Source organism: Edaphosphingomonas laterariae (assembly GCF_900188165.1).
Lineage (GTDB): Bacteria > Pseudomonadota > Alphaproteobacteria > Sphingomonadales > Sphingomonadaceae > Sphingomonas_E > Sphingomonas_E laterariae.
On the sequence record NZ_FZOS01000005.1, the window covers coordinates 146,820 to 171,432 of the forward strand.

The following is a 24,613-nucleotide window of genomic DNA, read 5'->3' on the forward strand; positions in this document are numbered from 1 at the left end:
GGCGCTATCCAATCAGCGCCGCCGCCCAGTTGGCGAAGGCGATCCAAGCTGGCGTCTGCCAGACGAGCACGGGGATCATGACCGCGCCAAACGCGAACAGCCCGCCCCATATGGTTGCGCGATGGAGACGGCGCAGCGTCGCCATATCCCACAGCGCCAGCGCGACGACGTAAAGGCTGGGGATCAGGACGATGCCGGAAAGCCCGCCGAACCAAGGCATCCGGCCGAAGGCGGCACCCATCATCGGCACCATGGCGAGCAGCATCAGCCGCTTGTGAGACTGCGGCACACGCCGTTTCCACAAGGCGGCGAGTATCAGCCCGCCGAAGCCGGGGACGGAGAAGAGGGGAATGGCTGCCCAGGACGGCGGCGGCACGACCGGCGGGCCCGAGGCGCGGGCGATGCCGGCAAGTCCGGTGATCGTGCCGATGACGATCATGGCGAGGACGAGCGGCAGGCCGATCAGCCCGAGCCGGCGATGAATATCGGTCCGCCCGGCGGCGACGAGGCTGGTCTGCGTGACGAACAGCAGCATCCACGCCGAAAAGACCGCGCCGTGAAGATGGACCAGCGGTGTCGGCGGCACGATATGCGCCGGCAAGCCGTTGAACGGGACGAGGAACCAGGAGGGCGCAAAGCCGATCAGCACCGCCGCCAGCATCGACCAGGCGGCGCCGCTGTAGAAGAGTCGTTCAGGGGCTATTCCCCGCCCCGATGCCACCCGCGTCGCCATCCACACCTCCCCACGAAGCGGCGAAGGGTTGACCATGGCGGGGGCTTCCGGCGCGAGCGCCGCGCGACGAACATTGCGCACGCTGCGACTTGCATGCGCCTTGGCCTGCCCCTAGCCTGCATTGCAGGGGCAAGGTGGATGGATGTGCCGGCTTGGGCTGGCACCTTTTCAATGGAGCCACTAGGTTCCGATCATGTCCGAATCCCAGCAGCCCTATCGCGTCCTAGCGCGCAAATATCGTCCGCAGCGTTTTGCCGATCTGATCGGCCAGGATGCGATGGTGCAGACGCTGGCCAACGCCATCGCGCGCGAGCGGCTGGCCCATGCCTTCCTGCTGACCGGCGTGCGCGGGGTGGGCAAGACATCCACCGCGCGGCTGATCGCCAAGGCGCTGAATTGCGTGGGGCCGGACGGGCAGGGTGGCCCGACGATCGACCCCTGCGGCGTATGCGAACCCTGTCGCGCGATCGCCGAAGGCCGGCATATCGACGTGATCGAGATCGACGCCGCCAGCCATAATGGCGTCGACGACGTGCGCGAGATCAGCGAGGCGGTGCGCTATGCCGCCGTGTCGGCGCGCTACAAGATCTACATCATCGACGAAGTGCACATGCTGTCCAAGGCGGCGTTCAACGCCGTGCTGAAGACGCTGGAAGAGCCGCCGGCGCATGTGAAGTTCCTGCTGGCGACGACCGAGGTGCAGAAGATTCCGGTGACGGTGCTGTCGCGCTGCCAGCGGTTCGACCTGAAGCGCATCCCCGCCGAAAAGCTGGCCGACCACTTCGCCCGCGTGGTCGAGGCGGAACAGGTGGAGGCTGAGCCGGAGGCGCTGCAGCTGATCGCGCGCGCGGCGGAAGGTTCGGCGCGCGACGGTCTGTCGATCCTCGATCAGGCGATTGCGCATGGCGGCCCGGTGGTTTCGGCCGATCAGGTGCGCGACATGCTGGGCCTTTCCGATCGCGGGGCGGTGCGGCGGTTGTTCGGCCTGCTGCTCGCCGGCGATGCGCCGGGCGTGCTGGGCGCGCTGCGCGATCAATATGATCTGGGGGTCGAGCCTTCGACCGTGTTCATCGGCCTGCTCGAAGCCGTCCATGGCGTAACTCGCGCCAAGGCGGGTGGCGGGCAGGATCCGGCGTTGTCGATGGAGGAGCGCGAGGCGCATGCCGACTGGGCGGGGCGTCTGGGTTTCGCGACGCTGCACCGGCTGTGGCAGTTGCTGCTGAAGGGCCATGCCGAGGTGCAGGCGGCCGCTCTGCCGATCGAGGCGGCGGAAATGGCGCTGCTGCGCGTCGTCCATGCCTCCACCATGCCCGATCCGGGCGAGCTGGCGCGCCGCCTCGTTAATGGCGAGGTGACGGCGGTGCCGGCGCAGGCCGCGCCGCCGGAAGCCGCCCCCGCCGACGCGCCGGCGCCGATGCTGGCGCGGCCGACGCCGCCGGCGGATTTCCCCGCTCTGGTGGAGGTGGTCAACGCCCGGCGGCCGTTGCTGGGCCAGCAATTGCACGATTTCGTCGGGCTGGTGCGCTATGCGCCGCCCGAACTGGTCGTGCGCCCCACCGGGCCCTTGCCGGCGGAGTTCGCCCGCGATCTCGGGGCCTTGCTCCGATCGATCTACGAGATGCGGTGGGACGTTTCGATCGCCGATGGCCCGGCCGAGCCGAGCCTGCTCGACAAGCAGAAATCGGCGGAGAATGCGGCGCGCGACGCGATTCTTGCGACGCCCGTCGTGAAAGCCGCGTTCGAGGCCTTTGCGGAAGCCGAGCTGGTCGACTACACGCCGCCCGAACCCGGGTTCGCAGCCAGGAGCGCGTGAGATGGATATCGAGAAGATGATGAAGGCGGCGCAGGATGCCGCCGAGAATATTCAGAAGCAGATGGGCGAGGCGCAGGCCAAGCTCGATACGATCGAGGTGGAAGGCGTTTCCGGCGGTGGGCTGGTGAAGGTGCGCGCCACCGCCAAGGGCCGCATCCTTGGGGTTTCGATCGACGAGACTTTGCTCGTGCCGTCCGAAAAGCAGATGGTGGAAGATCTTGTCGCCGCCGCGTTCAACGATGCCCGCGCCAAGGCGGACGCCGCGTCGAACGAGGAAATGGGCAAGATGAGTGCCGGCCTGCCGCTGCCGCCGGGCTTCAAGCTGCCCTTCTGACGATCAGGTGATGACGTCCGGTCGCTGGCGCCCCGTCCGCGACCGGATTTCGGCGATGCCGTCCGCCGCCGCGATCAGACCGGCCAGCGCGGCGGGCGTTTCATAGTCCAGCCGGCCATCGGCGGGCTCATAGCGTTCGAGATAGACGCGCAGCGTGGCACCCGACGTGCCGGTGCCCGACAGGCGGAAAACGATGCGCGAACCGCCTTCGAACAGGATACGGATCCCCTGATGGCGGCTGTCCGATCCGTCGACCGGATCATGATAGGCGAAATCGTCCGCCGCGATCACGGCCAGATCGCCGATCCTGTTGCCGGGCAGCGTGGCCAGCTTTTCCCGCAGGGCCGCGATCAGCCCTTCGGCCGCCGCACTGTCGATCGCCTCATAATCGTGGCGCGCATAATAATTGCGGCCGAAGCGCAGCCAGTGCTGACGGGCGATGGCCGCCACGCTTTCCCGCCGCGCCGCCAGGATGTTGAGCCATAGCAGCACCGCCCAGAGCCCGTCCTTTTCGCGGACATGGCTGGATCCGGTGCCCGCGCTTTCCTCCCCGCAGATCGTGACGCGACCGGCATCGAGCAGATTGCCGAAGAATTTCCAGCCAGTGGGCGTTTCATAATGCGGCAGGCCGAGCGCATCGGCCACGCGGTCGGCGGCGGCGCTGGTCGGCATCGAACGGGCGATGCCGGCAAGGCCGTCCGCATAGCCGGGCGCCAGATGCGCATTGGCGGCCAGCATGGCCAGAGAGTCCGATGGCGTAACGAAGATGCCGCGCCCAAGGATGATGTTGCGATCGCCATCGCCGTCCGATGCCGCGCCGAAATCCGGCGCATCGGCCGCGAACATGCGATCGAACAGCGCCTTGGCGTGAACCATGTTGGGATCGGGATGGTGCCCGCCGAAATCGGGCAATGGCACGGCGTTGACGACGCTGCCCGCCGGCGCGCCCAGCCGCCGTTCGAGGATTTCGACGGCATAGGGGCCGGTAACCGCGTGCATCGCATCGAAGCTGAGGCGGAAGCCGCCGGCGATCAGCGCGCGGATCGCCGCGAAATCGAACAGCCCTTCCATCAGATCCGCATAGTCGGCGACCGGATCGATCACCTGGACCTTGGTGGCGCCGACAAAGCTGTCGCCGATCACGTCGATATCCACATCGCCGGTTTCGTAGATGCGATAGCTGTCGATGATGCGGCTGCGCGCATAGATCGCGTCGGTGATCCGTTCGGGCGCGGGGCCGCCATTGCTTGCATTATATTTGATGCCGAAATCCTCGTCCGGCCCGCCCGGATTGTGGCTGGCCGAAAGGATGATCCCGCCAAAGGCGCCATATTTGCGGATGACATGGCTTGCCGCCGGGGTGGAGAGTATGCCACCGCGGCCAACGATGACGCGGGCAAAGCCGTTGGCCGCCGCCATCCTGATCGTCGTCTGCACCACTTCGCGGTTCCAGAAGCGGCCGTCGCCGCCGACGACCAGCGTCTGGCCGTCCATGCCCTCCAGCACGTCGAAGATCGACTGGATGAAGCATTCCGCATAATGGGGCTGGCGGAACACCGACACCTTCTTGCGCAGGCCCGATGTGCCGGGCTTTTGATCCGAAAAAGGCGAAACGGCGACGGTGCGGATCATGCGGACATAAGCTCCGGTTACGACATGCGATAAGGATGCGCCCCTAAACCATAAATATTGCCGGCGCTTTTCCTTTCGTCGAGATGTGTTGCTGCGGCGCGGTCGCAAAAAGCGACGGATATTGTGCAAAGCCGCATAATGCCGGTAAGAGCGATCCACCATTGACTGCAAAATGAATGACGTTCAGCATGGTCGGGTGAGCGTCTCGCCAGGGCTGGCCGCCGTTGCGGCTGAAATACGAGGTGCAATATGCCGAGACTGAGCGAAGCTCGTCGTCAGGACCGTTACGATATGCTGCTCGATGCGGCGACCGCCCAATTTGCGGAGAAGGGCTATGATGCCACCTCGATTTCCGGCATCGCGCGGGCGGCCGGCGTGTCGGACGGGCTGATCTATCGCTATTTCACCGACAAGCGCGCCTTGCTGAGCGCGGTGCTGGAACGATTGTTCGAACATATCATCGATCGCACCGCGCGCGCCGTTCATGGCGTGGAGGGGATCGAGCGGCGGCTGGAGCAGTTCATTGCGTCGCAGCTGACCGTGTTCAAGGAAGAACCCGATCTCTGCCGCCTCTATATTCGCGAGGTGCGCAACCTTTCCACCTTCCGTGGATCGCCCCTGTTCCACATGACCAAGCGTTACACCGACCTGTTGGTCGAGGTGGTGGAGGATGCCGTGAAATCGGGCGAGGTGGAGCCGGGCACCGATCCCCGCATGCTGCGCGACGTGATGTTCGGTGGTATCGAACATATCGCGCTGCACCTGCTTGTCGGCGGGCAACCGCTGGAGATTCCCGAGACATCCCGGCGTCTTGCGCATATGTTCGTGGCGGGAATCGGCCGGCGCTGATTGCCGACACGAGACAAAACAGGACGGGACGGAGAGGTTGATGGCGTTCAAGTCGATCGCGCTTCTGAAGAAGAAGCCGGGGCTCACCCGGCAGCAGTTCATCGATTATTACGAGAATAATCACGCGCCGCTGATCGTGCGGCTGACGCCGGGCATCAAGGCCTATCACCGCAATTTCATCGACTGGAATGGCGCGTTCGAGGCGGCCGACGGTTCCGAAACCAATTTCGATTGCGTGACGGAAGTGTGGTTCGAGGATCGCGCGGCCTATGACAAGGCGATGGCGGTGCTGACCAGCCCGGACGTGGCGCAGGCGATCGCCGACGACGAGGAAAATGTGTTCGACCGATCCAAGACGCGGATGTTCGTCGTCGACGAGACGAAGTCGCCGATCGGCTGATCGCCATGGGCCGCGCCACAAGCGTTGCGATCGCCGACGGGGTGATGACGCTTACGCTCGCGCGGCCCGACAAGCTGAACGCCTATAATCCCGAAATGCAGGCGGAGATGATTGCCGCCTTCGATCGCGCCGACGCGGATGATGATGTGCGCGCGGTGATCGTGACGGGGGAGGGGCGGGCCTTTTGCGCCGGTGCGGACCTGAGCGGCGGCGCGGCGACTTTCGATTATGGCGGCGACAGCGAATGGCGGAGCGAGGCCGTGCCGCGCAACGCCGATGGCGGCGTCGATTTTTCCAGCCCGTCGGTGCGCGATGGCGGCGGCACGCTGGCGCTGCGTATCTTCCGCGCGAAGAAGCCGGTGATCGGGGCGATCAACGGCGTAGCGGTGGGCGTGGGCGTGACGATGACCCTGCCGATGGACGTGCGGCTGGCGAGTGAAACCGCGCGCTTCGGCTTCGTCTTTGCCCGGCGCGGCATTGTGCCCGAAGCGGCGTCAAGCTGGTTTCTGCCCCGCATCGTCGGCATCGCGAATGCGCTCGACCTCTGCTTTTCGGGGCGGATCATCGGCGCGCAGGAAGCGCAGGGGCTGGGGCTGGTGCGATCGGTGCACGCGCCGGACGATCTGCTGCCGGCCGCGCGGGAAGTCGCGCGCAGTTATGTGGAGGCGACGGCGCCGGTATCGATCGCGATGACCCGCGCGATGCTGTGGCGGATGCTGGGCGCCGCGCATCCGATGGAAGCGCACCGGCTGGACAGCCGGGCGATCTGGACGCGCGGCGCATCGGGTGATGCGCGCGAAGGGGTGGAGAGCTTCCTGGAAAAGCGTGACGCCGCTTTCCCCGACCGCGTGTCACGCGACTTGCCGCATTTCTCCCCCTGGATGGACGATCCCGACTGGAGCTGACGCGCGGCGGACGCTGAAGCCGTGCGACCCGGCACATTTTCCGGGCGGGTCGCGGTTCATGCTTTGATGAGGCTTTTCGGATGGTTGCCATCCTCGTCCGGTTGGGCGAGGGGGCGGCGATGTTGCTTTTGCTTGTGTCGGCGTCCGCCGCTTTGTCCTGCGCCAGCCCCAGCCACCACGATGGCGACGCGATCCGCTGCGATGGTGCGCGGCGATCGATGCGGCTTTATGCGATCGACGCCCCCGAAATGCCCGGATCGTGCCGTGAGGGGCGCCGCTGCACCCCCGGCGATCCCTTTGCCGCGCGCGATCATCTGGCGGCGCTGACGCGCGGCCGCGAGGTGCGTTGCGAGGTGGTGGATAAGGACCATTATAGCCGCAGCATCGCGCGCTGCACCGCCGATGGCGAGGATCTGTCCTGCGCGATGGTGCGCGATGGCTTTGCGGTCGAACGCTACGGCCAGCTCGATTGCGATCGCGCGCCGGCGGCGCGGCTGGCCGAACCGAAGGAAGGTGTGACGCCGGGCGCCCCGGCCACCGACCTCCCCGCGATCCTGGCCACTGCCTTGGCCGGGGTTCTGCCCGATCTTGGCGGCGGCTGGCGGTGGCTGGCTTATTATCTGCTCGGCCTCAACCTCGTCACCTATCTCGCCTTCTGGATCGACAAGCGGCGGGCGCGGGCGGGGCTGTTTCGCGTATCGGAGGCGCAGTTGCTGTCGCTCGCCGCGCTGGGTGGATCGCCGGGCGCGATGCTGGCCCGCCGCCATTTCCGCCATAAGACCCGCAAGCAGCCCTTCACGGCGGTGCTGATGGCGATCATCGTGGTGCAGGTTGGTGCGCTGGGCGGGCTGGGCTGGGTGGTGGTGGAACGCTGGACCGCCTGAGCCCGAAAAGAAAAAGGCCCCGGTTGCCCGGGGCCTTCGCGATCAGAAATTGTAGCGCAGCTGCGCGCCGAAATAGCGATCCACGTCGCGCGGCAGCAGATAGCGATAGCTGCCGCCCGGGCCGCCCGGGGTGATCAGCGTCGCATAGCTCGTATCGGTCAGGTTGCGGCCGATGAAGTTGAGCCGCCACACGCCGTTCGGATCGACCAGCGCGATATTGGCATCGACGATGGCATAGCCGTCGATGGTGATCGCGCGCCGCGTCACCGGATTGGCTTCCAGCGTCGAAACCTGATCGCTGGTCAGCGAAATCTGGCCGCCGATCTCGACATCGGCGAAGCCGCCCGTCTCGATCGTGTAGAGCGCCGATGCATTGCCCTTCCACTTCGGCGCCAGCGGCAATTGTTCGCCATGCCGGTCGCTCTGGCCGGGCTGGGTGATGTTGAAGCGGTCGATCTCGGCATCGGTATAGGCCATGCCGATCTGCAGCGTGAAGTTGCGCGTCGGCCGGATCACGGATTCGATTTCCACGCCCTGCGTGATGATCGTGCCGGCGTTGGTGAGCTGGGTGACGGTGCTCACATTGGGCGGCGTGCCGATCTCCACGAAGCCGTTCGCCTGGAAATTCTTGTACTTGGCGTGGAACAGCGCGGTGTTGAGCGTGAACGCGCCATCGGCCGTGCGGAACTTGGCGCCCGCTTCGAAGGCGTCCGAGGTTTCGGGCTTCAGCGGATCGCGCTGGTTCAGATTCTGGTTGAAGAAGACGTTGAACGCCGGCCCCTTATAGCCCTGCGAATAGGTGGCATAGGCCATCAGATCGTCGGTCAGATCATATTGCAGGCCGGCGCGGAGCGAGAAATCGTCATTCTTGACCTTGAAGCGTTCATCGAACGCGGCGGCAAGCACGCCCGGCCCGGCGATCGCCGATGCGGTGCGGACGTTGAACGCCTTCAGATCATCATGCGTGTAACGCCCGCCCGCGATGACGCGGAAGGCATCGGTGATGTTGATCGTGGCGTTGCCATAGATCGCGAAGTTGTTGAACGTCGAACCGAAATTGCCGACCGCGCTGGGGAAGGTGAGCGTCGACGAGCCCGCCGCGCACGGCGTCAGGCCCGGCGCCACCGGGGCCAGCGTGGTATCGGTGCAGACAATGTCGTCGCGCTGGAAGGTGCGTTCCTGCTTCGCCCAATAATAAAAGCCGCCGATCACATATTCGATGAACTGATTGCCCGGCGATGTCAGGCGGATTTCCTGCGTGAACGTCTTGGACGGCTGCGGCCCGAAATCGTCGAGCTGGAAGCCGCCGCCCTGCGAATAGACCGTATCGATGAAATCGCCGTCGCGGATGCCGTAGTTACGGTAATAGCGATAGGCGGTGATCGAGGTCAGCGTGCCCGCCGAACCCACGTCGAGGTCGCCCTGGAGCGAGACGCCCCAGCTGGTTTCCTTGGTCTTGGTGAGCGTGTTCTGGCGGATTTCGCGCGTGGCATCGCCCTTCACGTCGACGCCGTCGAGTGCGCCGGCCAGCGCCCCGGCGGGGAGCGTGCCGATCACTTCGGCACAGCAATCGCTGTTCATCCGGCGATAATCGCCGATCAGCGTGAAGCTGAGATTGTCGGTCGCTTCAGCCGTCACCACGCCGCGAATGCCATAGCGTTCATAGCCGTTGACCGTGCGATCGAGCGTGATGTTGCGCACCGTGCCGTCGAACCAGCCATAGGATGCGGTCCAGCGGCTCTTGATCGTATCGGAAATCGGCAGGTCGACCGCGGCGCGGATCTTATATTCTTCGTCCGTCGTGGCCGTGCCTTCGACATAGCCGCCAAATTCGTCGCCCGGGCGCTTGGTGACGACGCTGATCACGCCGGCCGAAGCGTTCTTGCCGAACAATGTGCCCTGCGGCCCGCGCAGCACCTCGATCCGCTCGACATCGTAAAGATCGCCGAACGCTTCGCCCGCGCGGGCATAGGTGACGCCATCGACCACGAAGCCGACCGAGGGTTCGGCGGCGATCGAGAAGTTGATCGTGCCGACGCCGCGCAGGAATAGCGTGGAATCGAGGCTGGTCGCGCTATCCTTGAAGTTCAGGCTGGGGACGAGCTGCTGCAGCGACTGGATGTTGACGCCGCCGCGCTGTTCGAACTGGAGCGCGGAAACCACGCTGACCGCCGCCGGCACGTCCTGCAGACTTTCGGTGCGCTTCTGCGCGGTGACGACGATATCGTCGAAACGCTCGGCTTCGGCACCCTCCTGCGCGGCGGCCGGAATGGCCAGCGCGATTGCCGAAACCCCTGTCAGCGTTGTCAGGGTGAGCGCGCGAATGGCGGCGCGGCGGGGGAATGCAGGCATGTCGATCTCCCTGTAGAACGGGCGCGTTGACCCCGGCTTGCGGTGGAAGCGCCTCTTACCCGGCCAATGGCTATGCACTGGCGGCCCGACTGTCAACACTATCGAAAAGATAGAGAATGTTGTGTCGCCTCAATCTGCTTTGCAGGCGGGGTGAATGTGCTATCGCTGTCATATGGTCGAAAGGGCGGATATGCGTATCGAACAACTGGCGGACGGGTTCGAATTGTGGGTGGGAGATGTGGCGATCGTACGCCATCGCGCCGCTGAACCTGCCTTCTTCGTCGGATCGGGTCGTCCACTGGTCGAGATGTATCGCGGCAATTTCGCGATCGAGGACCGGGTGGACGAGCGGCTGCCGCTGCGCCACGCCGAAATCGCCGGCAACCTCGTCAGGCTGGCCGTCGCCGCCGGGCTAGCGCCGCTGCTGGAATTGCGGGTGGAGCCGGGCGGCTTGGCGCTGAACGCGGCCGGGCCGGCGCTCAACCGCTTCTGGCTGCGCGTGCTGGCGGATGCCGGCGAGCGGCTGTGGGGCGGCGGCGAGCAGATGTCCTATTTCGACATGGCGGGCCGGCGCTTCCCGCTCTGGACGTCGGAACCCGGCGTGGGCCGTGACAAGAGCACGCAGTTGACGTGGCAGGCCGATGTGACCGGAAAATCGGGCGGCGATTATTGGAACACCAATTATCCGCAGCCGACCTATGTTTCGTCGCGCCGCTATGCGCTGCATGTCGAAACCGACGCTTATGCGGCCTTCGATTTCCGCGATCCCGATTTTCATGAGATCGAGGCCTGGGCCGTGCCTGCGCGGATCGAGGCGTGGGCGGCACCCAGCTTCGTCGGGCTGGTCGAGCAATTGTCCGCCCGCTTCGGCCGCCAGCCGCGGCTGCCCGACTGGGCGATCGGCGGCGCGATCGTCGGGCTGAAGGATGGCGAGCGCAGCTTTGACCGGCTGGAGGGTTTCGTCGCGGCCGGTGCGGAGGTTTCGGGCCTGTGGTGCGAGGATTGGGTTGGCCTGCGCGTCACCAGTTTCGGCAAGCGGCTGTTCTGGGACTGGAAAGCGAACGAGGCGCGCTATCCGGGGCTGCGGGGGCGGATCGCGGCGCTGGCGGCGCGCGGCATTCGCTTCCTGGGCTATGTGAACCCCTATCTGGCGGCGGACGGCGTGCAGTTCGTCGAAGCGGCCGAGCGTGGCTATCTGGCGCTGCGGCAGGATAGCGACGACATCTATCTCGTCGATTTCGGCGAGTTCGATTGCGGGGTGGTGGATTTCACCAATCCCGACGCCGCCAAATGGTTCGCCGAACGGATCATCGGGCAAGAGATGCTCGATTTCGGCCTGTCCGGCTGGATGGCCGATTTCGGCGAATATCTGCCGGTCGACGTGCGCCTCTCCAACGGCGTCGATGGCATGTTGATGCACAATCCCTGGCCGACGATCTGGGCGAAGGTGAATGCCGATGCGGTGGCCAGCCGGGGCCGGACGGGCGACGCCCTGTTCTTCATGCGCGCGGGCTGGACGGGCGTGCAGGCGCATTGCCCCTTGCTGTGGGCGGGCGACCAGTCGGTCGATTTTTCGCGCCATGACGGCATCGGCACGGTGATCCGCGGCGCCCTGTCGTCGGGCCTGCTCGGCAATGCCTATCACCATAGCGATATCGGCGGTTACACGTCGTTGTTCGGTAATGTCCGCACCGCCGAACTGATCATGCGGTGGAGCGAGATGGCGGCCTTCACACCCGTCATGCGCAGCCACGAAGGCAATCGCCCCGACGATAATCTGCAGATCGACGGCGATCCGCAGGTGCTCGCCCATTTTGCGCGGATGACGCGCATCCACGCGGCGCTCGCCCCTTATGTCGCGGGGCTGTGCGACGAAGCGGTGGCGACCGGCCTGCCGCTACAGCGCCCATTGTTCCTGCATTTCGAGGAGGATGCGGCCTGTTACCCGGTGGAAACCGCCTATCTTTATGGCCCTGACCTGCTGGTTGCGCCGGTGATCGAGCCGGGGGCGGAGCGCTGGCAGGTCTATCTGCCGGCGGGCGCCGACTGGATCCATCTGTGGAGCCATGAGGCCCATTCCGGCGGCCAAGTGCTTGATGTGGAAAGCCCGATCGGATCGCCGCCAGTGTTCTGGCGCGCGGGCAGCGTGCACGAAGCGCTGTTCGCGGGGCTTGCGTCGATCTGACCTCTCGCCATAGTCGACCCATGCGCACCACGATCAAGGATGTCTCCATCGCGGCGGGCGTGTCGATCAAGACCGTCTCCCGCGTCCTCAACAAGGAAAAATACGTCAAGGAGGAGACCCGCAAGAAGGTCGAGGAGGCGGTTGCCGCGCTCAATTTCAGCCCGAGCCTCGCGGCCCGCACGCTGGCCGGGCGGCGATCTTTCCAGATCGCTTTGCTCTACGACAATCACAGCCCTTATTATATCCACCAGATTCAGGACGGGGTGTGGGGGCGCTGCCGCGAACAGGGCGTCCGTCTGCTCGCCCAGCCGACCGACGTGGATTCGGCGACGCTGGCGCAGGATGTGGGCGGCCTGATCGACGAGACCCATGTCGACGGCGTCATCCTGTCCTCGCCGGTGACCGATGCGGCACCCGTGCTGGAGGAGCTGGAGCGGCGCGGCATCCCGTTCGTGCGGATTTCGCCCGGCACCAACCATGCGCTCACCTCATCGGTGTTCATGGATGATGTGCAGGCGGCGGATGACATGACGACGCACCTGATCAACGAAGGGCATCGGCGGATTGGCTTCGTGGTGGGCCATCCCAACCATATGGCGAGCGACCAGCGCCTGTTCGGCTATCGCCGCGCGCTCGACCGGGCCGGTGTGCCGTTCGAACCGAACCTTGTGCGGCAGGGCGCCTTCGATTTTGCCAGCGGCGCGGACGCGGCCGAAACGCTGCTCGACCTGCCCGAACCACCCAGCGCGATCTTCGCCAGCAATGACGACATGGCCGCCGGCGTGCTCGCCGTCGCGCATCGGCGCGGCATCGCGGTGCCGGACGATCTTTCGGTCGCGGGTTTCGACGACACCGATCTCGCCCAGCTTGTCTGGCCGCCGCTGACGACGATCCGCCAGCCGACCCGCGAACTGGCCTACACCGCCGCCAGCCTGCTCTTCGCGATGGGCGACGGCGTCGAACATCGCCGCCTGCAACATGATCTGGTGGTGCGGAGTTCGACGGCGCGGCGCAAGGGGCGATAGGGTGGTAGCGATGCCAGCCGGCGCTGGCATGATGTCGACGCGCCAAACAATCCGTTCATTCCCGTTGTCGCGGTGATGACGGCCTAGCCGACCAGCAGCATCGCCGCCGCGATGGAGAGGGCGAGGGCGACAAGCGTTGCGCCGGCGATCACCAGCAGCGGGCGGGGGCCGCCGGCCATCAGCGTCTGCATGGGCGATCGGATGCCGGTAGCGGTGACCGCGCAGGCGAGCAGGGCGGCAGCGCCGTCATCGGCGGCATGGTTGACGAAAGCGGGGACAATGCCCGTGGAGTTCAGCGCGGCGAGGCCGAAGAAGCCGACGACGAACCAGGGCAGGCCGGCGAACTTGGCCTTGCGCCCGTCTTCGGCCGGGAAGAACCAGGCGATCGCGGCGAGCACGGGGGCGAGCAGGGCGACGCGGCTGAGCTTGGCGATGGTGGCGATTTCGCCCGCCGGCGCGGAATAGGAATAGCCGGCACCCAGCGCCTGCGCGACATCGTGGATCGATGCGCCGAGCATGAAGCCGGCCGCCTTGTCGCCCATCGCCAGTTGGTGCGCGATCAGCGGATAGGCGACCATGGCGAGCGAACTGGCCGCCGAAATGCCGACGAGGACGAGGGTGAGCTGGCCTTGGCCCGCGCGCTTTTCGCCAAGCACGGTGGCAATCGCGAGCGCCGCCGATGCGCCGCAGATCGCGACCGCACCGCCCGCCAGTGCGCCGAAGGCCGCGCCGAAGCCGAGCAGGCGGGCGATGCCGACGCCGGATAGCAGGGTGAGCGCGAGGATGAGGACGATCGCGGCGAAGGCGGCCGGGCCGAGATCGACGATCTGGCCCAGCGTGATCCGCGCGCCGACCAGCACGATCCCCCAGCGCAGCAGCGTGCGCGACGCGAAGGCGAGGCCGGGGGCGAGGCGCTGGTCCGCGCTCAGGAAATTGAGGGCCAGGCCGACGAGCAGGGCCATCAGCGTCAGCGGCGCGCCATAGCGTTCGGACAGATAGGCTGCCGCCAGCGTGGCCAGCGTCGCCAGGATCAGCCCCGGCCCATAATCCTGCCAGCGGACGACGGGGGCGGGTTCGAGATCGCCATAAAGATCGGCAGCGGCGGGGAGCGCGGGGCGGTGTTGGTTCTTCAAGGTCGTCCTCGGGGGCGCGGGCCGGGTGTTTCAGACAGCGTTATCATATTTTTTCGGGGAGGCTCGACTTTTTGTGCCGGGCGGCGTTATGACCGGACGTATGACAGCGATGACATATCTGCCCGCGCCAGCGGAATCCCGCCTTCTCGGCAAGAGCGGCCTCACGGTATCCCCGATCGCCTGGGGCATGTGGCGCTTTGCCGGCGATGATGTCGCTGCGGCACGCGCCCGGATCGAGGCGGCGCTGGCGGCAGGCGTGACGCTGTTCGACACGGCAGACATTTACGGCCCCGACAATGGCGAGCCATTCGGCGCCGCCGAAAAGCTGTTGGGCCGCGTCTTCGCCGAAGATCGCGCGCTGCGTAACCGCATGGTGATCGCCACCAAGGGCGGGATCGAAATGGGCACGCCCTATAATTCCGGTGCGGCCTATATCGAGGCGGCGATCGATGCGTCGCTGCAGCGGTTGGGCGCCGATCATGTCGAGCTGTGGCAGATCCACCGCCCCGACATGCTGACCCACCCCGCCGAAGTGGCGCGCGCGCTGGAAAAGGCCCATGCGGCGGGCAAGATCGGCGCGGTCGGCGTGTCCAATTACACCGTGTCGCAGGCGGCGGCGCTGATGGCGTTCCTGCCGATGCCGCTGGTCAGCCACCAGCCGGAATTTTCGGCGCTCAAGCTTGATCCGCTGAACGACGGCCTGTTCGATCAGGCGATGACCCACGACGTCGCCGTGCTCGCTTGGTCGCCGTTGGGCGGCGGCCGCATCGCCGATCCGCAGGATGCGCGTTCGCTGCGCGTGGCGGCGGCGCTGGATGCCAAGGCGATCGAATATGGCGTGTCGCGATCGGCGGCCGCCTATAGCTGGATCATGGCGCATCCGGCGCGCCCGATCCCCATCGTCGGAACGCAGAATCCGGCCCGCATCGCGGAAATCCCGGACGCGCTGAAACCCCGCTGGACCCGCGCCGACTGGTATGCGGTGCTGGTGGCATCCCTGGGAGAAAATCTGCCATGACCGATCGGGCGCCGTGCGAGATCAGCTGGTTTTCCGCGCTTTGCGACGATGATTACGAGTTTCTGGGCCAGCCCGACCCCAAGTTGCAATCGTCGTGGGAACATTGCCGCGATATCGTGCTGCAGGCCGAAAGCGGCGGTTTCGACAATATCCTGCTGCCGTCGGGCTATGCGCTGGGCATCGACAGCACCGCCTTTGCGGCCGGGATCGCGCCGTTGCTCCAGCGTATCCGCCTGCTGCTCGCCATCCGCGTCGGCGAGATGTGGCCGCCACAGCTGGCCCGCCAGATCGCTACGATCGATCGGATGCTGGGCGCCGATGGTAATGGAAATGGGCGGCTGGCGATCAACATCATCTCGTCCGACATGCCGGGCGAAACGCTGGCCTCCGCCCCGCGTTATGCCCGCACCGTCGAGGCGATGCACATCCTGAAGACGCTGCTCAACGGCCAGCCGCTCGACCATGATGGCGAATTCTGGAAGCTCAAGGTCGATCCGCCGCGCCTCGGCACGCTTTCGGGCAGGGCGCCGCAATTCTATTTTGGCGGGCTATCCGAAGATGCGCGTGAGGCGGCGGCCAAGGGGTGCGACGTCTATCTGATGTGGCCCGACAAGCAGGAGGCCGTGGCCGCGATCATCGCCGATATGAAGGCGCGCGCGGCGAAGCATGGCCGCACCCTGCGCTTCGGCTATCGCGCCCATGTGATCGTGCGCGAGACGGAGGCCGAGGCGCGGGCGGCGGCCGATCGTCTGCTTTCCAAGCTCGACGCCGAAACCGGTGCCGCGATCCGGGCGAAATCGCTGGATTCCAAGTCGGCCGGCGTGGCCGCGCAGGCGGCGTTGCGCGAAGGCGCGGGTGACGATGGCTATGCTGAAGCCAATTTGTGGACCGGCGTCGGCCGGGCGCGATCGGGTTGCGGCGCGGCGATCGTCGGCGATCCCGATCAGGTGCTCGCCAAGCTGGAAAGCTATCGCGCGATGGGGATCGAGGCGTTCATCCTGTCGGGCTATCCGCACGCGGCCGAAGCCGATCTGTTCGCCCGCCACGTGCTGCCGCGGATCGACCACGGCCCGCTGGGCTAGGGCGCCTTCAATCACCTGCTGACTCGGAATTTGCTCTAAGCGCGCGCCGGCCCGGTTCGTCAGCGCCGCCCGGTTCGTCAGCTCCGGTTGAGCGACATGATCATCCGGGCGGCCGCGATCGGCCGTTCGGGATCGTCCTGCCATGCCTCGATCGCGACATTGGCGATGCGATTGCCGATGCGGGTGACGCTGCCTTGCGCGAAGGTTTCGACAAGGCGGCCGCCGCGCATGAAATCAATGGTGACGTTGACCGGCTTCACCTTCGGCCGGTCCTCGCCCAGGGCGCGGTGCAGCGCGACCATGCCGGCGATTTCCATCAGCCCGGTGATGGCGCCGCCATGGAGGAAACCGGGGCGGCCGAGCACATGATCGCCCGCCGGCATCGCGACGCGCAGATCATCCCCTTCGCCGACCAGCGTCAGCCGCAGGAAATCGGCATAAGGCGGAAGCTGGATTGTCATCATTCGTCCGTGAACATGAAGGTGCCGGCGACATGCGCCACCGGATCGGCGGGATCGCCGTCATGCGCCTGGCCGCGCACGAAGGCGATGCGGCGGGTGACGCGATAGCATTCGCCACGCCCGAACACGGTGCGGCCGGGCACGGCGGGGCGCAAATAATCGACGCGCATGTCCAGCGTCGCCTGCGGGCGGAAGATGTTGGTCCGCCGCCAGATCGCCATGCTGGTCGCCATGTCCATCAGCGCGAAGATCGGGCCGGAAGCGAGCACGCCGGTATCGGCATTGCCGATCAGCCGGTCGTCATAATCGAGCGCGAGTTCCACCCAGTCGTCGCCATGGTTCACATAACGAATGCCCATCGCGCCATTGTGGCCGTGGGTGCGGATCGCATCGGTGAAGCGGGCTGGATCGAAGGTCATGCCGACGGGTTGCTGTGCCATGTCCTGCGCTTAATCCGGCCGGGCGATGGCCGCAACCGTGATGGGCGGGGCGGCGCGAAATGGCGGCCGCCCCGCGACAGGCAGCTTATTCGGGCAGGAAATCGGGCACCGAAAGATAGCGTTCGCCGGTATCGTAGTTGAAGCCGAGGATGCGGCTGCCGGCCGGCAGTTCCGGCAGTTTCTGCGCAATGGCGGAGAGCGTGGCGCCCGACGAGATGCCGACCAGCATGCCTTCCTCGCGCGCGGAACGGCGGGCCCATTCCTTGGCGTCGGCCGGATCGACCTGAATCACACCGTCGAGCAACTGGGTGTGGAGGTTGGCGGGGATGAAGCCCGCGCCGATGCCCTGGATCGCGTGGGGGCCGGGCTGGCCGCCCGAGATGACCGGCGAGAGCGTCGGTTCGACCGCATAGACCTTCAGGTTCGGCCATTTCGCCTTGAGCACCTGCGCGCAGCCGGTGATGTGCCCGCCCGTGCCGACGCCGGTGACGAGCACGTCGATCGGCGTGTCGGCGAAATCGCGATAGATTTCGTCCGCCGTGGTTTCGACATGCACGTCGATATTGGCGGGGTTTTCGAACTGCTGGGGAATCCAGGCGCCGGGCGTGGCTTCGGCCAGTTCCAGCGCGCGTTCGATGGCGCCCTTCATGCCCTTTTCACGCGGGGTCAGATCGAAGCTGGCGCCATAAGCCAGCATCAGCCGGCGGCGTTCCAGCGACATGGATTCGGGCATGACGAGGATCAGCTTATAGCCCTTCACCGCCGCCACCAGCGCCAGCCCGATGCCGGTATTACCGCTGGTCGGTTCGATGATGGTGCCGCCGGGCTTGAGCTTGCCCGAACGCTCCGCCGCCTCGATCATCGACAAGGCGATGCGATCCTTGATCGATCCGCCGGGGTTCGAGCGTTCGGACTTCACCCAAACCTCGGCATCGCCGAACAGCCGGTTGACCCGGATGTGCGGGGTGCCGCCGATCGTTTCCAGGATATTGGCCGCCTTGGTCATTTCGCATTCTCCTGCACGGGTATGTCTTCCAATGTTTGCGGCGGCGCGAAGGTTTTCGCCCGGCTGATTTCCGGGAACCAGCGCGCCCATAATAGGGTGACTGCGATCGCGCCGACACCCCCGGCGACAACCGCCGCCACCGGGCCGACCAAAGCGGCGAGAAAGCCGGATTCGGCCTCGCCCAGCTCGTTCGATCCCGAAATGAACAGGGTGGAAACCGCGCCGACGCGGCCGCGCATTGCATCCGGCGTGTAGATCTGGATCAGCGACTGGCGGACATAGACCGAGAACATGTCCGCCGCGCCGAGCAGCGCCAGGCAGCCGAGCGACAGCGGCAGCCAGCGCGACAGGCCGAAGGCGATCGTGGCCGCGCCGAACACGGCGACCGCGCCCAGCATCTTGATGCCGACATTGTTTCGGAGCGGCCGGAACGCGAACCACAAAGCGACGAGTGCCGCCCCCACGGCGGGCGCCGCGCGGAGATGGCCGAGCCCGGCGGGGCCGACCGCCAGCACGTCGCGCGCGAAGATCGGCAGCATCGCCGTCGCCCCGCCGAGCAGCACGGCGAACAGATCGAGCGAGATTGCACCGAGCACGAGCCGGTTGTGGCGAACGTAGCGCAGCCCATCCACCATCTGCGCCCACGGGTTGGCCTTGCCGTCCAGCGAGGTGCGCGGCACCGGCCGGATCGTCAGCAGCGCCACGAAAGCGAGCGCGAACAGGCCGCCGGACGCGGCATAAGGCAGCCAGTGGCTGTGCGCGTAGAGATAGCCGCCGGCGGCCGGGCCAAGGATCGCGCCCGTCTGCCACGCGATCGAACTGAGCGCGATCGCATTGGGCAGCACGGCCGCCGGCACCAGATTGGGGGCAAGGGCCGAAAGCGCCGGGCTGGCGAAGGCTCGCGCAACGCCGAGCAAGGCGGCGACCGCGAACAAGGCGGGCAGGCTGGTCGTGTCGTGCCAGGCGAGCCAACCCAGTGCCGCAGCGCAGCCGGCTTCGAGCAGGACCGCCGCGCGCGCGATCCAGCGGCGATCGACGCGATCCGCCGTCCAGCCGACGATCAGGGTGAGGGCGAGCAGCGGCACGAACTGGAACACGCCGACCAGCCCGAGCTGGAGGGCGGCTTCCCTGGGCGGCATTGTCCGCCGCGCGATATCGTAGACCTGCCACCCGATCACCACGACCATGCTGTTCTGGGCGATGGTCGTCACCAGCCGCGCGAACCAGAACGCCCTAAAATCACGGATGCGGAACGGATGGGGCGAAGCGCTCATGTTGTGCGTCTAAGCCGATCCCGCCGGGGTGGGCAATCGGCCTTTTATCTATCTGCAAAATAGAAAAATGATTACGCCCAAAAGAAGAGCGGGCCGGCAAGGGAACCGGCCCGCTCGGTATCACCGCCCTGGGGGGGGAAGGGCGGTTTGTTCAGACGGTTGGGGGAGTGTCCGTCTGAAAGCGATATGGGTGGTGGCGATCGGCTTTTCCACCCTGCCTAGGGGTCAATCGGATCATATCTTCGTATGATCGGCACGGCTTGCCTTGCCCGTCCCTTGCGCGAACCAGGCGATCGCCGGCGCGCTCACCGCATAGGACAAGGCGGCGGCGAGCAGGCCGAGCAGGGGGTCGCCGAAATAGCTTCCCGTCACGGCGGCCGATGCGGTGGAGGTGGGCAGGCCCAGGGCGATCGGGCCGATCAGGCTTTTCCAGCGCGGCGCTGGCGCGGCGCGGCGCGGACGCAGCCATTCGCGCGGGGCGGGGGCCGCGATTTCGCCGGTGCGGGCAAAGCTGTGGAGGGGGATGCCTTCCGCCGCGTTGAGATCGAGAAAACCCATGGCCCTGTTCCATCCGGAAAGTTGCCACGTCGAAATGCCCTGAATGGCGGGTGAATTGAATCAGACCTGGGGGTGGAATGGCCGTGCTTTAATATGGCGGCATCATACTTAGGTTTGATGCGATGCAGCGAATGGCGCTGGACGTCGCCATCTGGCTTTGAGAAAATCGCGTCCAGCCCAAGCCGGAGAATATGAACGTGGCCACCATCGTGCCCCAGCCGAGCCTTAGCCCGTCGCCGGATGCCGGCCGGCAGCCGCCCGCCGACCTGGCGAACCTGCTCGACCTGAGCGACGATACGCTGTCCATTCGTGGCGGCGACGGCGCGATGCAGTTCTGGAACGGTGGATCGACCCGGCTTTACGGTTGGGCGGCCGAGGATATGGCGACGCCGGGCAGCTATGCGCGGATGCACACGCGCTTCGACACGGCCGAGGAGGATGTGCTGGCCGAGCTTGTCCGCACCGGGCGCTGGGAAGGCCATGTCACCCGCACCACGCGCGACGGCCGCGAAGTGCTGGTTTCGGTGCGCTGGGCGGCCAGCCGGACGGAGGACGGCACGATCGACCGCATCGTCGAAACCGGCCGCGACGTGACGTGGGACATCATCCTGGAGGAGGATTTCCGGCGGAGCGAATATCGCTATCGCAATATGTTCCAGGCGATGGCGGTGTCCTTCTGGGAGCTCGATTTTTCGGCGGTGAAGCAGATGGTGGCCGAATGGAGCCACCCCAATGAAAGCGACCTTGCCGCTTTCTTCGCATCGGCGCCCAATGCGATCCGCAACTCGATGGCCAAGACGCGGATCGTGGACGTCAACGACAAGACCTTGCGGATGTTCGGCGCCAGGACGCGCGAGGATCTGGGCGAGACGATGGAGCGCTTCTGGCCGCGCGAGAGCGAGCCTGTGTTCGCGGCCAGCGGCATCGCGGCGATGGCGGGGCGGCCGACCTTCGAGGCCGAAACCAAGATGCTCACGCTCGACGGTCGCGAGATCGACGTGATGTTCACCTGGAGCTTTCCGCCGCAGGAAATGGGCCATGGCACCGTGCTGGTGGGCATCGTCGATATTACCGGCCGGTTGCGCGTGCAGCAGGAATTGCAGCGCGTTCAGGGCGAACTGGCCCATGCCGCGCGGGTGGCGACGCTGGGCGAGCTGGCGGCGTCGATCGCGCATGAGGTGAACCAGCCGCTGGCCGCGATCGTCAATTTCGGCGAGGCGGCGAAGCGCTGGATGTTCCGGCCCGAACCCGACATGGCCGAAGCCAATACCGCCATCGAACGGATGATCGCCGATAGCCGCCGGGCATCGGACATCATCGGCCGTATCCGGGGCATGGCGACCAAATCGGCGCCCAAGCCGACGCTGTTCCATCCGTGCGAAGCGGTGCGCGAGGCGGTGCAGCTATGCCGGCACGACATGCAGTCGCGCGGCGTGGCGCTCAGCATCGCCGAGATCGCCGGGCTGCCGCGCGTGCGCGCCGATCGCATCCAGATCCAGCAGGTGGCGGTGAACCTGATCGTCAACGCCATCCAGGCGATGGCGGATTTGCCGGAGGAGCGCCGCGCGCTGGTGATCCGCACGCGGCTGACGCCCGACAATATGGTGTTGATCGAGGTGCAGGACAGCGGCCCCGGTATCGATCCGGCGGTGGCCGACCGCCTGTTCACCGCCTTTGCCAGCACCAAGGAGAGCGGCATGGGCATGGGGCTTTCGATCAGCCGCTCGATCGTCGAGGCCCATGGCGGCAAGATCAGCGGGCGCGCCAACCATGACGGCCCGGGCGCGACCTTCGCCTTCAGCCTGCCGATGGCCGAAGGCGAAAAGCTGGACGTTCCCTGCCCCTACGCCGCCTGACGACGGCGTGGGGCGGGCAGGGCGAGTGTCAGGCCAGCATCGATCCGGTCCTGACGAAGCGTTCGTGCCAGGACAGCGCCTCGGGCAGGAGGTGCGGGGTCTGCTGGCCATAGGAGCCTTCGCGCGCGCGGCGATAATAATCGGCCAGCATCGGCCGGTAATCGGGATGCGCGCAATTGGCGATGATCGCTTCGGCCTTCTGCTTGGGGCTCAGCCCGCGCAGATCGGCCAGGCCCTGTTCGGTGACGAGCACCGCCACGTCCTGATTGATATGATCGACATGGCTGGCCATCGGCACGATCGCCGAAATCTTGCCGTTCTTGGCGGTCGACGGCGTCATGAAGATCGACAGGAAGGCGTTGCGCGCGAAATCGCCCGATCCGCCGATGCCGTTCTGGATGCGTGAACCCATGACATGGGTGGAATTGACGTTGCCGTAGATGTCGGCCTCGATCAGCCCGTTCATCGAGATGCAGCCGAGGCGGCGGATCAGTTCGGGATGGTTGCTGATTTCCTGCGGGCGGAGCAGCAGTCGGCCACGGAAGTCGTTCATGTTGGCGTTGAGCGAGGCGGCGGCTTCCGGGCTCAGCGAAAAGGCCGTGCCCGACGCGAAGCGCAGCCGGCCGCTGTTCATCAGGTCGAGCATGCCATCCTGAATCACCTCGGTATAGGCGGTCAGATTGTCGAACGGGCCGTCGATCAGGCCGGTCAGCACGGCATTGGCGATGTTGCCGACGCCCGATTGCAGCGGCAGCAGGCTGGCGGGCAGCCGGCCCTTCTTCACTTCATGCTTCAGGAAATCGATCAGGTGGCCGGCAATGCCCAGCGCGTCGGCGTTCGGCGGGGTGAAGGGGGCGTTGCGATCGGGCGTGTCGGTTTCGACGATCGCGACGATCTTCGCGAGATCGCAATGGAAATAGGGCTCGCCGATGCGGTCGTCCGGGTTGATCAGCGGGATCGGCACGCGCGCGGGCGGCAGCGCCGTGCCGTAATAGATGTCGTGCATCCCTTCGAGCGCGGGATTCTGCCAGCTGTTGACCTCGAGGATGATCTGGCCGGCGCGGTCGAGCCACGTCTTGTTGTTGCCGATCGACGATGACGGGATGAGCGCGCCATCGGGGCGGATGCCCGTCACTTCGATCACCGCGGTATCGAGCGGGCCGAGGAAGCCCTGCCACGCCATCGGCGCGACCTGGCTGAGATGCATGTCGAAATATTCCATCTCGCCGCGATTGATCTTCTCACGCGCGATCGGATCGGAATTATAGGGCAGGCGGAATTCGATGCCGTCCGCCTTGGCAAGCGCGCCGTCCAGTTCCGGCCCGGTGGAGGCGCCCGTCCAGACCTTGACCTTGAACGGGTTGCCGGCGGCATGTTCGCGCTCGATCTGCGCGGCCAGCGCCAGCGGCACCGCCTTGGGATAGCCCGATCCGGTGAAGCCGCTCATGCCCACGCTGCTGCCCGATGTGATCAGCGCGGCGGCGGCCTCCGCATCCATCACCTTGGCGCGCAACTGCTCCGCTTGAATACGACTCCCGGACATGACGCAACTCCCTAGACTGAAGATGGCGCCTATTAACGAGGGATGCGCGACAGTGCGACCCGCGCGACCGTATCATAACACGGTTACGCGGGGCCGAAGCGGCCGTTTTGACGTCAGTGGAGCGGTTAAGCCAGCAAGCTCAATCGACTAGTGCGCACCAGCGGAAATCATGCTTGATGAAATTCTGGCCGAGGCTGTAACGCACCCTCCGCACGCCGGGGATCTTGTCGATCGTCTGGTGCAGGAAATCGGTCAGCTCGTTGCCATTTTCCACCAGCGTCATCGCCAGCACGTCGGCGCGGCCGAGCATGGTGGCGACGAAACCGATTTCGGGAACCTTGGCCAAAGCGGCGGCCATATCCTCGATATCGCCCGCCGAATTGGCCTCGATCCACAGATAAGCGAGGATCGGGTTGCGCAGCCGGCTGGTGTTGGTGATCGCGGCGACGCGGATCACCCGATTGTCGAACAGGCGCTTCAGCCGCGACCGGATCGTGCCTTCGGTCAGCCCCAGCTCGCGCCCGATTTCGCGGTTGGAGACGCGGGCGTCGATGCCCAGCCGCTCGATGATCTTATGGTCGATTTCGTCCAGTGCGACGCCGAGGCTCATAGGGGTGCCCAATCCGGAGTGTATTTCAGAACCTTGAGCGCGAGGCCCGGGACGATCTTCTCGACCCCCGGAACATGCGCGATGACATGGGTGAGCAGCCGATCGAGATCGGCGAGATCGCGCGCGACCACCTGGGCTTCCACATCGTGCGTGCCGATCGAGACGTTGACCGTCACGACCTCTTCCAATTGGGCGAGATCGTGGCCGACCGCCGCTGCGGATCGGCCCTTCACCTGCACGCCCACGGCGGCCAGGCATTCATAGCCCATGGCCGAAAGATCGCGCATCGCGACGACGCGTACCGAGTCGCTTTCTTCCAGCCGGCGCAGGCGGGTGCGCACGGTGGCTTCGTTCACGTCGACGATACGGGCAAGGTCGCGATTGGCGATCCGCCCGCTGTGGCGCAGCGCAGCGATGATCTTTTCGTCGACTTCATCCAGTTCGTAGGTTGCGGCATCACCACCGCCGCGTCCGCGGCCGCCGCTGCGCGCCGTCGCTTCCCTTGCCAAACCTTGACCCC

The 24,613-nt window shown here is 66.0% G+C and carries 23 protein-coding genes; 11 read left to right on the forward strand and 12 right to left on the reverse strand.

The features are described 5' to 3' along the window. Window positions 1–4: 4 nt before the first annotated feature. A complete protein-coding gene (locus tag CHB74_RS06885) occupies window positions 5–814 on the reverse strand; it encodes a hypothetical protein (RefSeq protein ID WP_144033739.1) in 810 nt (269 codons plus the stop codon). Between the two features lie 112 nt (window positions 815–926). Between CHB74_RS06885 and CHB74_RS06890 the strand changes: the two genes are divergently transcribed. Together CHB74_RS06890 and CHB74_RS06895 are read left to right on the forward strand one after the other, a co-directional pair. Beyond that, on the forward strand, window positions 927–2,546 hold the full coding sequence (locus CHB74_RS06890; RefSeq protein ID WP_089218880.1) for a DNA polymerase III subunit gamma/tau: 1,620 nt from the start codon (window positions 927–929) through the stop codon (window positions 2,544–2,546). Between the two features lies 1 nt (window position 2,547). Beyond that, window positions 2,548–2,880 (forward strand): YbaB/EbfC family nucleoid-associated protein, encoded by a 333-nt coding sequence (locus CHB74_RS06895; protein WP_089218881.1) that lies wholly within the window; start codon window positions 2,548–2,550, stop codon window positions 2,878–2,880. Window positions 2,881–2,883: 3 nt separating this feature from the next. Here the strand turns inward: CHB74_RS06895 and CHB74_RS06900 are convergent, their stop codons facing one another. Then, a complete protein-coding gene (locus CHB74_RS06900) occupies window positions 2,884–4,512 on the reverse strand; it encodes an alpha-D-glucose phosphate-specific phosphoglucomutase (RefSeq protein ID WP_089218882.1) in 1,629 nt (542 codons plus the stop codon). A 249-nt stretch (window positions 4,513–4,761) separates the two neighbouring features. Between CHB74_RS06900 and CHB74_RS06905 the strand changes: the two genes are divergently transcribed. From CHB74_RS06905 to CHB74_RS22725, 4 genes are all read left to right on the forward strand, one after another. Then, complete coding sequence (locus tag CHB74_RS06905) at window positions 4,762–5,361, forward strand: TetR/AcrR family transcriptional regulator (RefSeq protein WP_089218883.1); 600 nt, start codon at window positions 4,762–4,764, stop codon at window positions 5,359–5,361. Between the two features lie 40 nt (window positions 5,362–5,401). Further along, window positions 5,402–5,761: an EthD domain-containing protein gene (locus CHB74_RS06910; protein ID WP_089218945.1), complete on the forward strand. Its 360-nt coding sequence runs from the start codon at window positions 5,402–5,404 to the stop codon at window positions 5,759–5,761. Between the two features lie 5 nt (window positions 5,762–5,766). Further along, a complete protein-coding gene (locus CHB74_RS06915; RefSeq protein WP_089218884.1) occupies window positions 5,767–6,666 on the forward strand; it encodes a crotonase/enoyl-CoA hydratase family protein in 900 nt (299 codons plus the stop codon). Between the two features lie 119 nt (window positions 6,667–6,785). Next, window positions 6,786–7,550, forward strand: coding sequence for a DUF1294 domain-containing protein (locus CHB74_RS22725; protein ID WP_179220741.1), 765 nt, complete (start codon window positions 6,786–6,788; stop codon window positions 7,548–7,550). Window positions 7,551–7,592: 42 nt separating this feature from the next. On the opposite strand, the gene CHB74_RS06925 is transcribed toward CHB74_RS22725, so the two are convergent. Next, window positions 7,593–9,902, reverse strand: a complete 2,310-nt coding sequence (locus tag CHB74_RS06925; RefSeq protein WP_089218886.1) for a TonB-dependent receptor — start codon at window positions 9,900–9,902, stop codon at window positions 7,593–7,595. Window positions 9,903–10,074: 172 nt separating this feature from the next. Between CHB74_RS06925 and CHB74_RS06930 the strand changes: the two genes are divergently transcribed. Both CHB74_RS06930 and CHB74_RS06935 read left to right on the forward strand, forming a co-directional pair. Further along, complete coding sequence (locus tag CHB74_RS06930; RefSeq protein WP_281253526.1) at window positions 10,075–12,087, forward strand: alpha-glucosidase; 2,013 nt, start codon at window positions 10,075–10,077, stop codon at window positions 12,085–12,087. Between the two features lie 20 nt (window positions 12,088–12,107). Beyond that, entirely contained in the window at window positions 12,108–13,112 is a 1,005-nt protein-coding gene (locus CHB74_RS06935; RefSeq protein ID WP_089218887.1) for a LacI family DNA-binding transcriptional regulator, read from the forward strand. Window positions 13,113–13,195: 83 nt separating this feature from the next. On the opposite strand, the gene CHB74_RS06940 is transcribed toward CHB74_RS06935, so the two are convergent. Further along, window positions 13,196–14,245 (reverse strand): YeiH family protein, encoded by a 1,050-nt coding sequence (locus CHB74_RS06940; RefSeq protein ID WP_089218888.1) that lies wholly within the window; start codon window positions 14,243–14,245, stop codon window positions 13,196–13,198. Between the two features lie 109 nt (window positions 14,246–14,354). On the opposite strand from CHB74_RS06940, the gene CHB74_RS06945 reads away from it, so the two are divergent. Both CHB74_RS06945 and CHB74_RS06950 read left to right on the forward strand, forming a co-directional pair. Further along, window positions 14,355–15,263 (forward strand): aldo/keto reductase, encoded by a 909-nt coding sequence (locus CHB74_RS06945; protein WP_089218947.1) that lies wholly within the window; start codon window positions 14,355–14,357, stop codon window positions 15,261–15,263. Continuing rightward, on the forward strand, window positions 15,260–16,345 hold the full coding sequence (locus CHB74_RS06950) for an LLM class flavin-dependent oxidoreductase (RefSeq protein WP_089218889.1): 1,086 nt from the start codon (window positions 15,260–15,262) through the stop codon (window positions 16,343–16,345). The genes CHB74_RS06945 and CHB74_RS06950 overlap by 4 nt, the downstream gene beginning before the upstream one ends. Window positions 16,346–16,422: 77 nt before the next feature. Here CHB74_RS06950 and CHB74_RS06955 read toward each other — a convergent pair whose 3' ends face one another. The 5 genes from CHB74_RS06955 to CHB74_RS06975 form a co-directional block, all read right to left on the reverse strand. Then, complete coding sequence (locus CHB74_RS06955; protein WP_089218948.1) at window positions 16,423–16,806, reverse strand: PaaI family thioesterase; 384 nt, start codon at window positions 16,804–16,806, stop codon at window positions 16,423–16,425. Then, the gene (locus CHB74_RS06960; RefSeq protein WP_089218890.1) at window positions 16,806–17,246 is read right to left on the reverse strand and encodes a PaaI family thioesterase; all 441 of its coding nucleotides are present in this window, start codon (window positions 17,244–17,246) and stop codon (window positions 16,806–16,808) included. The genes CHB74_RS06955 and CHB74_RS06960 overlap by 1 nt, the downstream gene beginning before the upstream one ends. 85 nt (window positions 17,247–17,331) lie before the next feature. Next, window positions 17,332–18,252, reverse strand: coding sequence for a cysteine synthase A (cysK, locus tag CHB74_RS06965; RefSeq protein ID WP_089218891.1), 921 nt, complete (start codon window positions 18,250–18,252; stop codon window positions 17,332–17,334). Next, on the reverse strand, window positions 18,249–19,526 hold the full coding sequence (locus CHB74_RS06970) for an MFS transporter (protein WP_089218892.1): 1,278 nt from the start codon (window positions 19,524–19,526) through the stop codon (window positions 18,249–18,251). Before CHB74_RS06970 ends, cysK begins: the two co-directional genes overlap by 4 nt. Before the next feature lie 234 nt (window positions 19,527–19,760). Further along, window positions 19,761–20,084: a hypothetical protein gene (locus tag CHB74_RS06975; protein WP_089218893.1), complete on the reverse strand. Its 324-nt coding sequence runs from the start codon at window positions 20,082–20,084 to the stop codon at window positions 19,761–19,763. A gap of 191 nt (window positions 20,085–20,275) precedes the next feature. Here CHB74_RS06975 and CHB74_RS06980 point away from each other — a divergent pair, with 191 nt between their 5' ends. Continuing rightward, complete coding sequence (locus CHB74_RS06980; RefSeq protein WP_089218894.1) at window positions 20,276–21,940, forward strand: sensor histidine kinase; 1,665 nt, start codon at window positions 20,276–20,278, stop codon at window positions 21,938–21,940. A gap of 28 nt (window positions 21,941–21,968) precedes the next feature. Here the strand turns inward: CHB74_RS06980 and scpC are convergent, their stop codons facing one another. From scpC to CHB74_RS06995, 3 genes are all read right to left on the reverse strand, one after another. Next, window positions 21,969–23,483, reverse strand: a complete 1,515-nt coding sequence (scpC, locus tag CHB74_RS06985; RefSeq protein ID WP_089218895.1) for a succinyl-CoA:acetate CoA-transferase ScpC — start codon at window positions 23,481–23,483, stop codon at window positions 21,969–21,971. A 139-nt stretch (window positions 23,484–23,622) separates the two neighbouring features. Next, a complete protein-coding gene (locus tag CHB74_RS06990; protein ID WP_089218896.1) occupies window positions 23,623–24,093 on the reverse strand; it encodes an Lrp/AsnC family transcriptional regulator in 471 nt (156 codons plus the stop codon). Next, window positions 24,090–24,602, reverse strand: coding sequence for an Lrp/AsnC family transcriptional regulator (locus CHB74_RS06995; RefSeq protein WP_089218897.1), 513 nt, complete (start codon window positions 24,600–24,602; stop codon window positions 24,090–24,092). The genes CHB74_RS06990 and CHB74_RS06995 overlap by 4 nt, the downstream gene beginning before the upstream one ends. Window positions 24,603–24,613 lie beyond the last annotated feature (11 nt).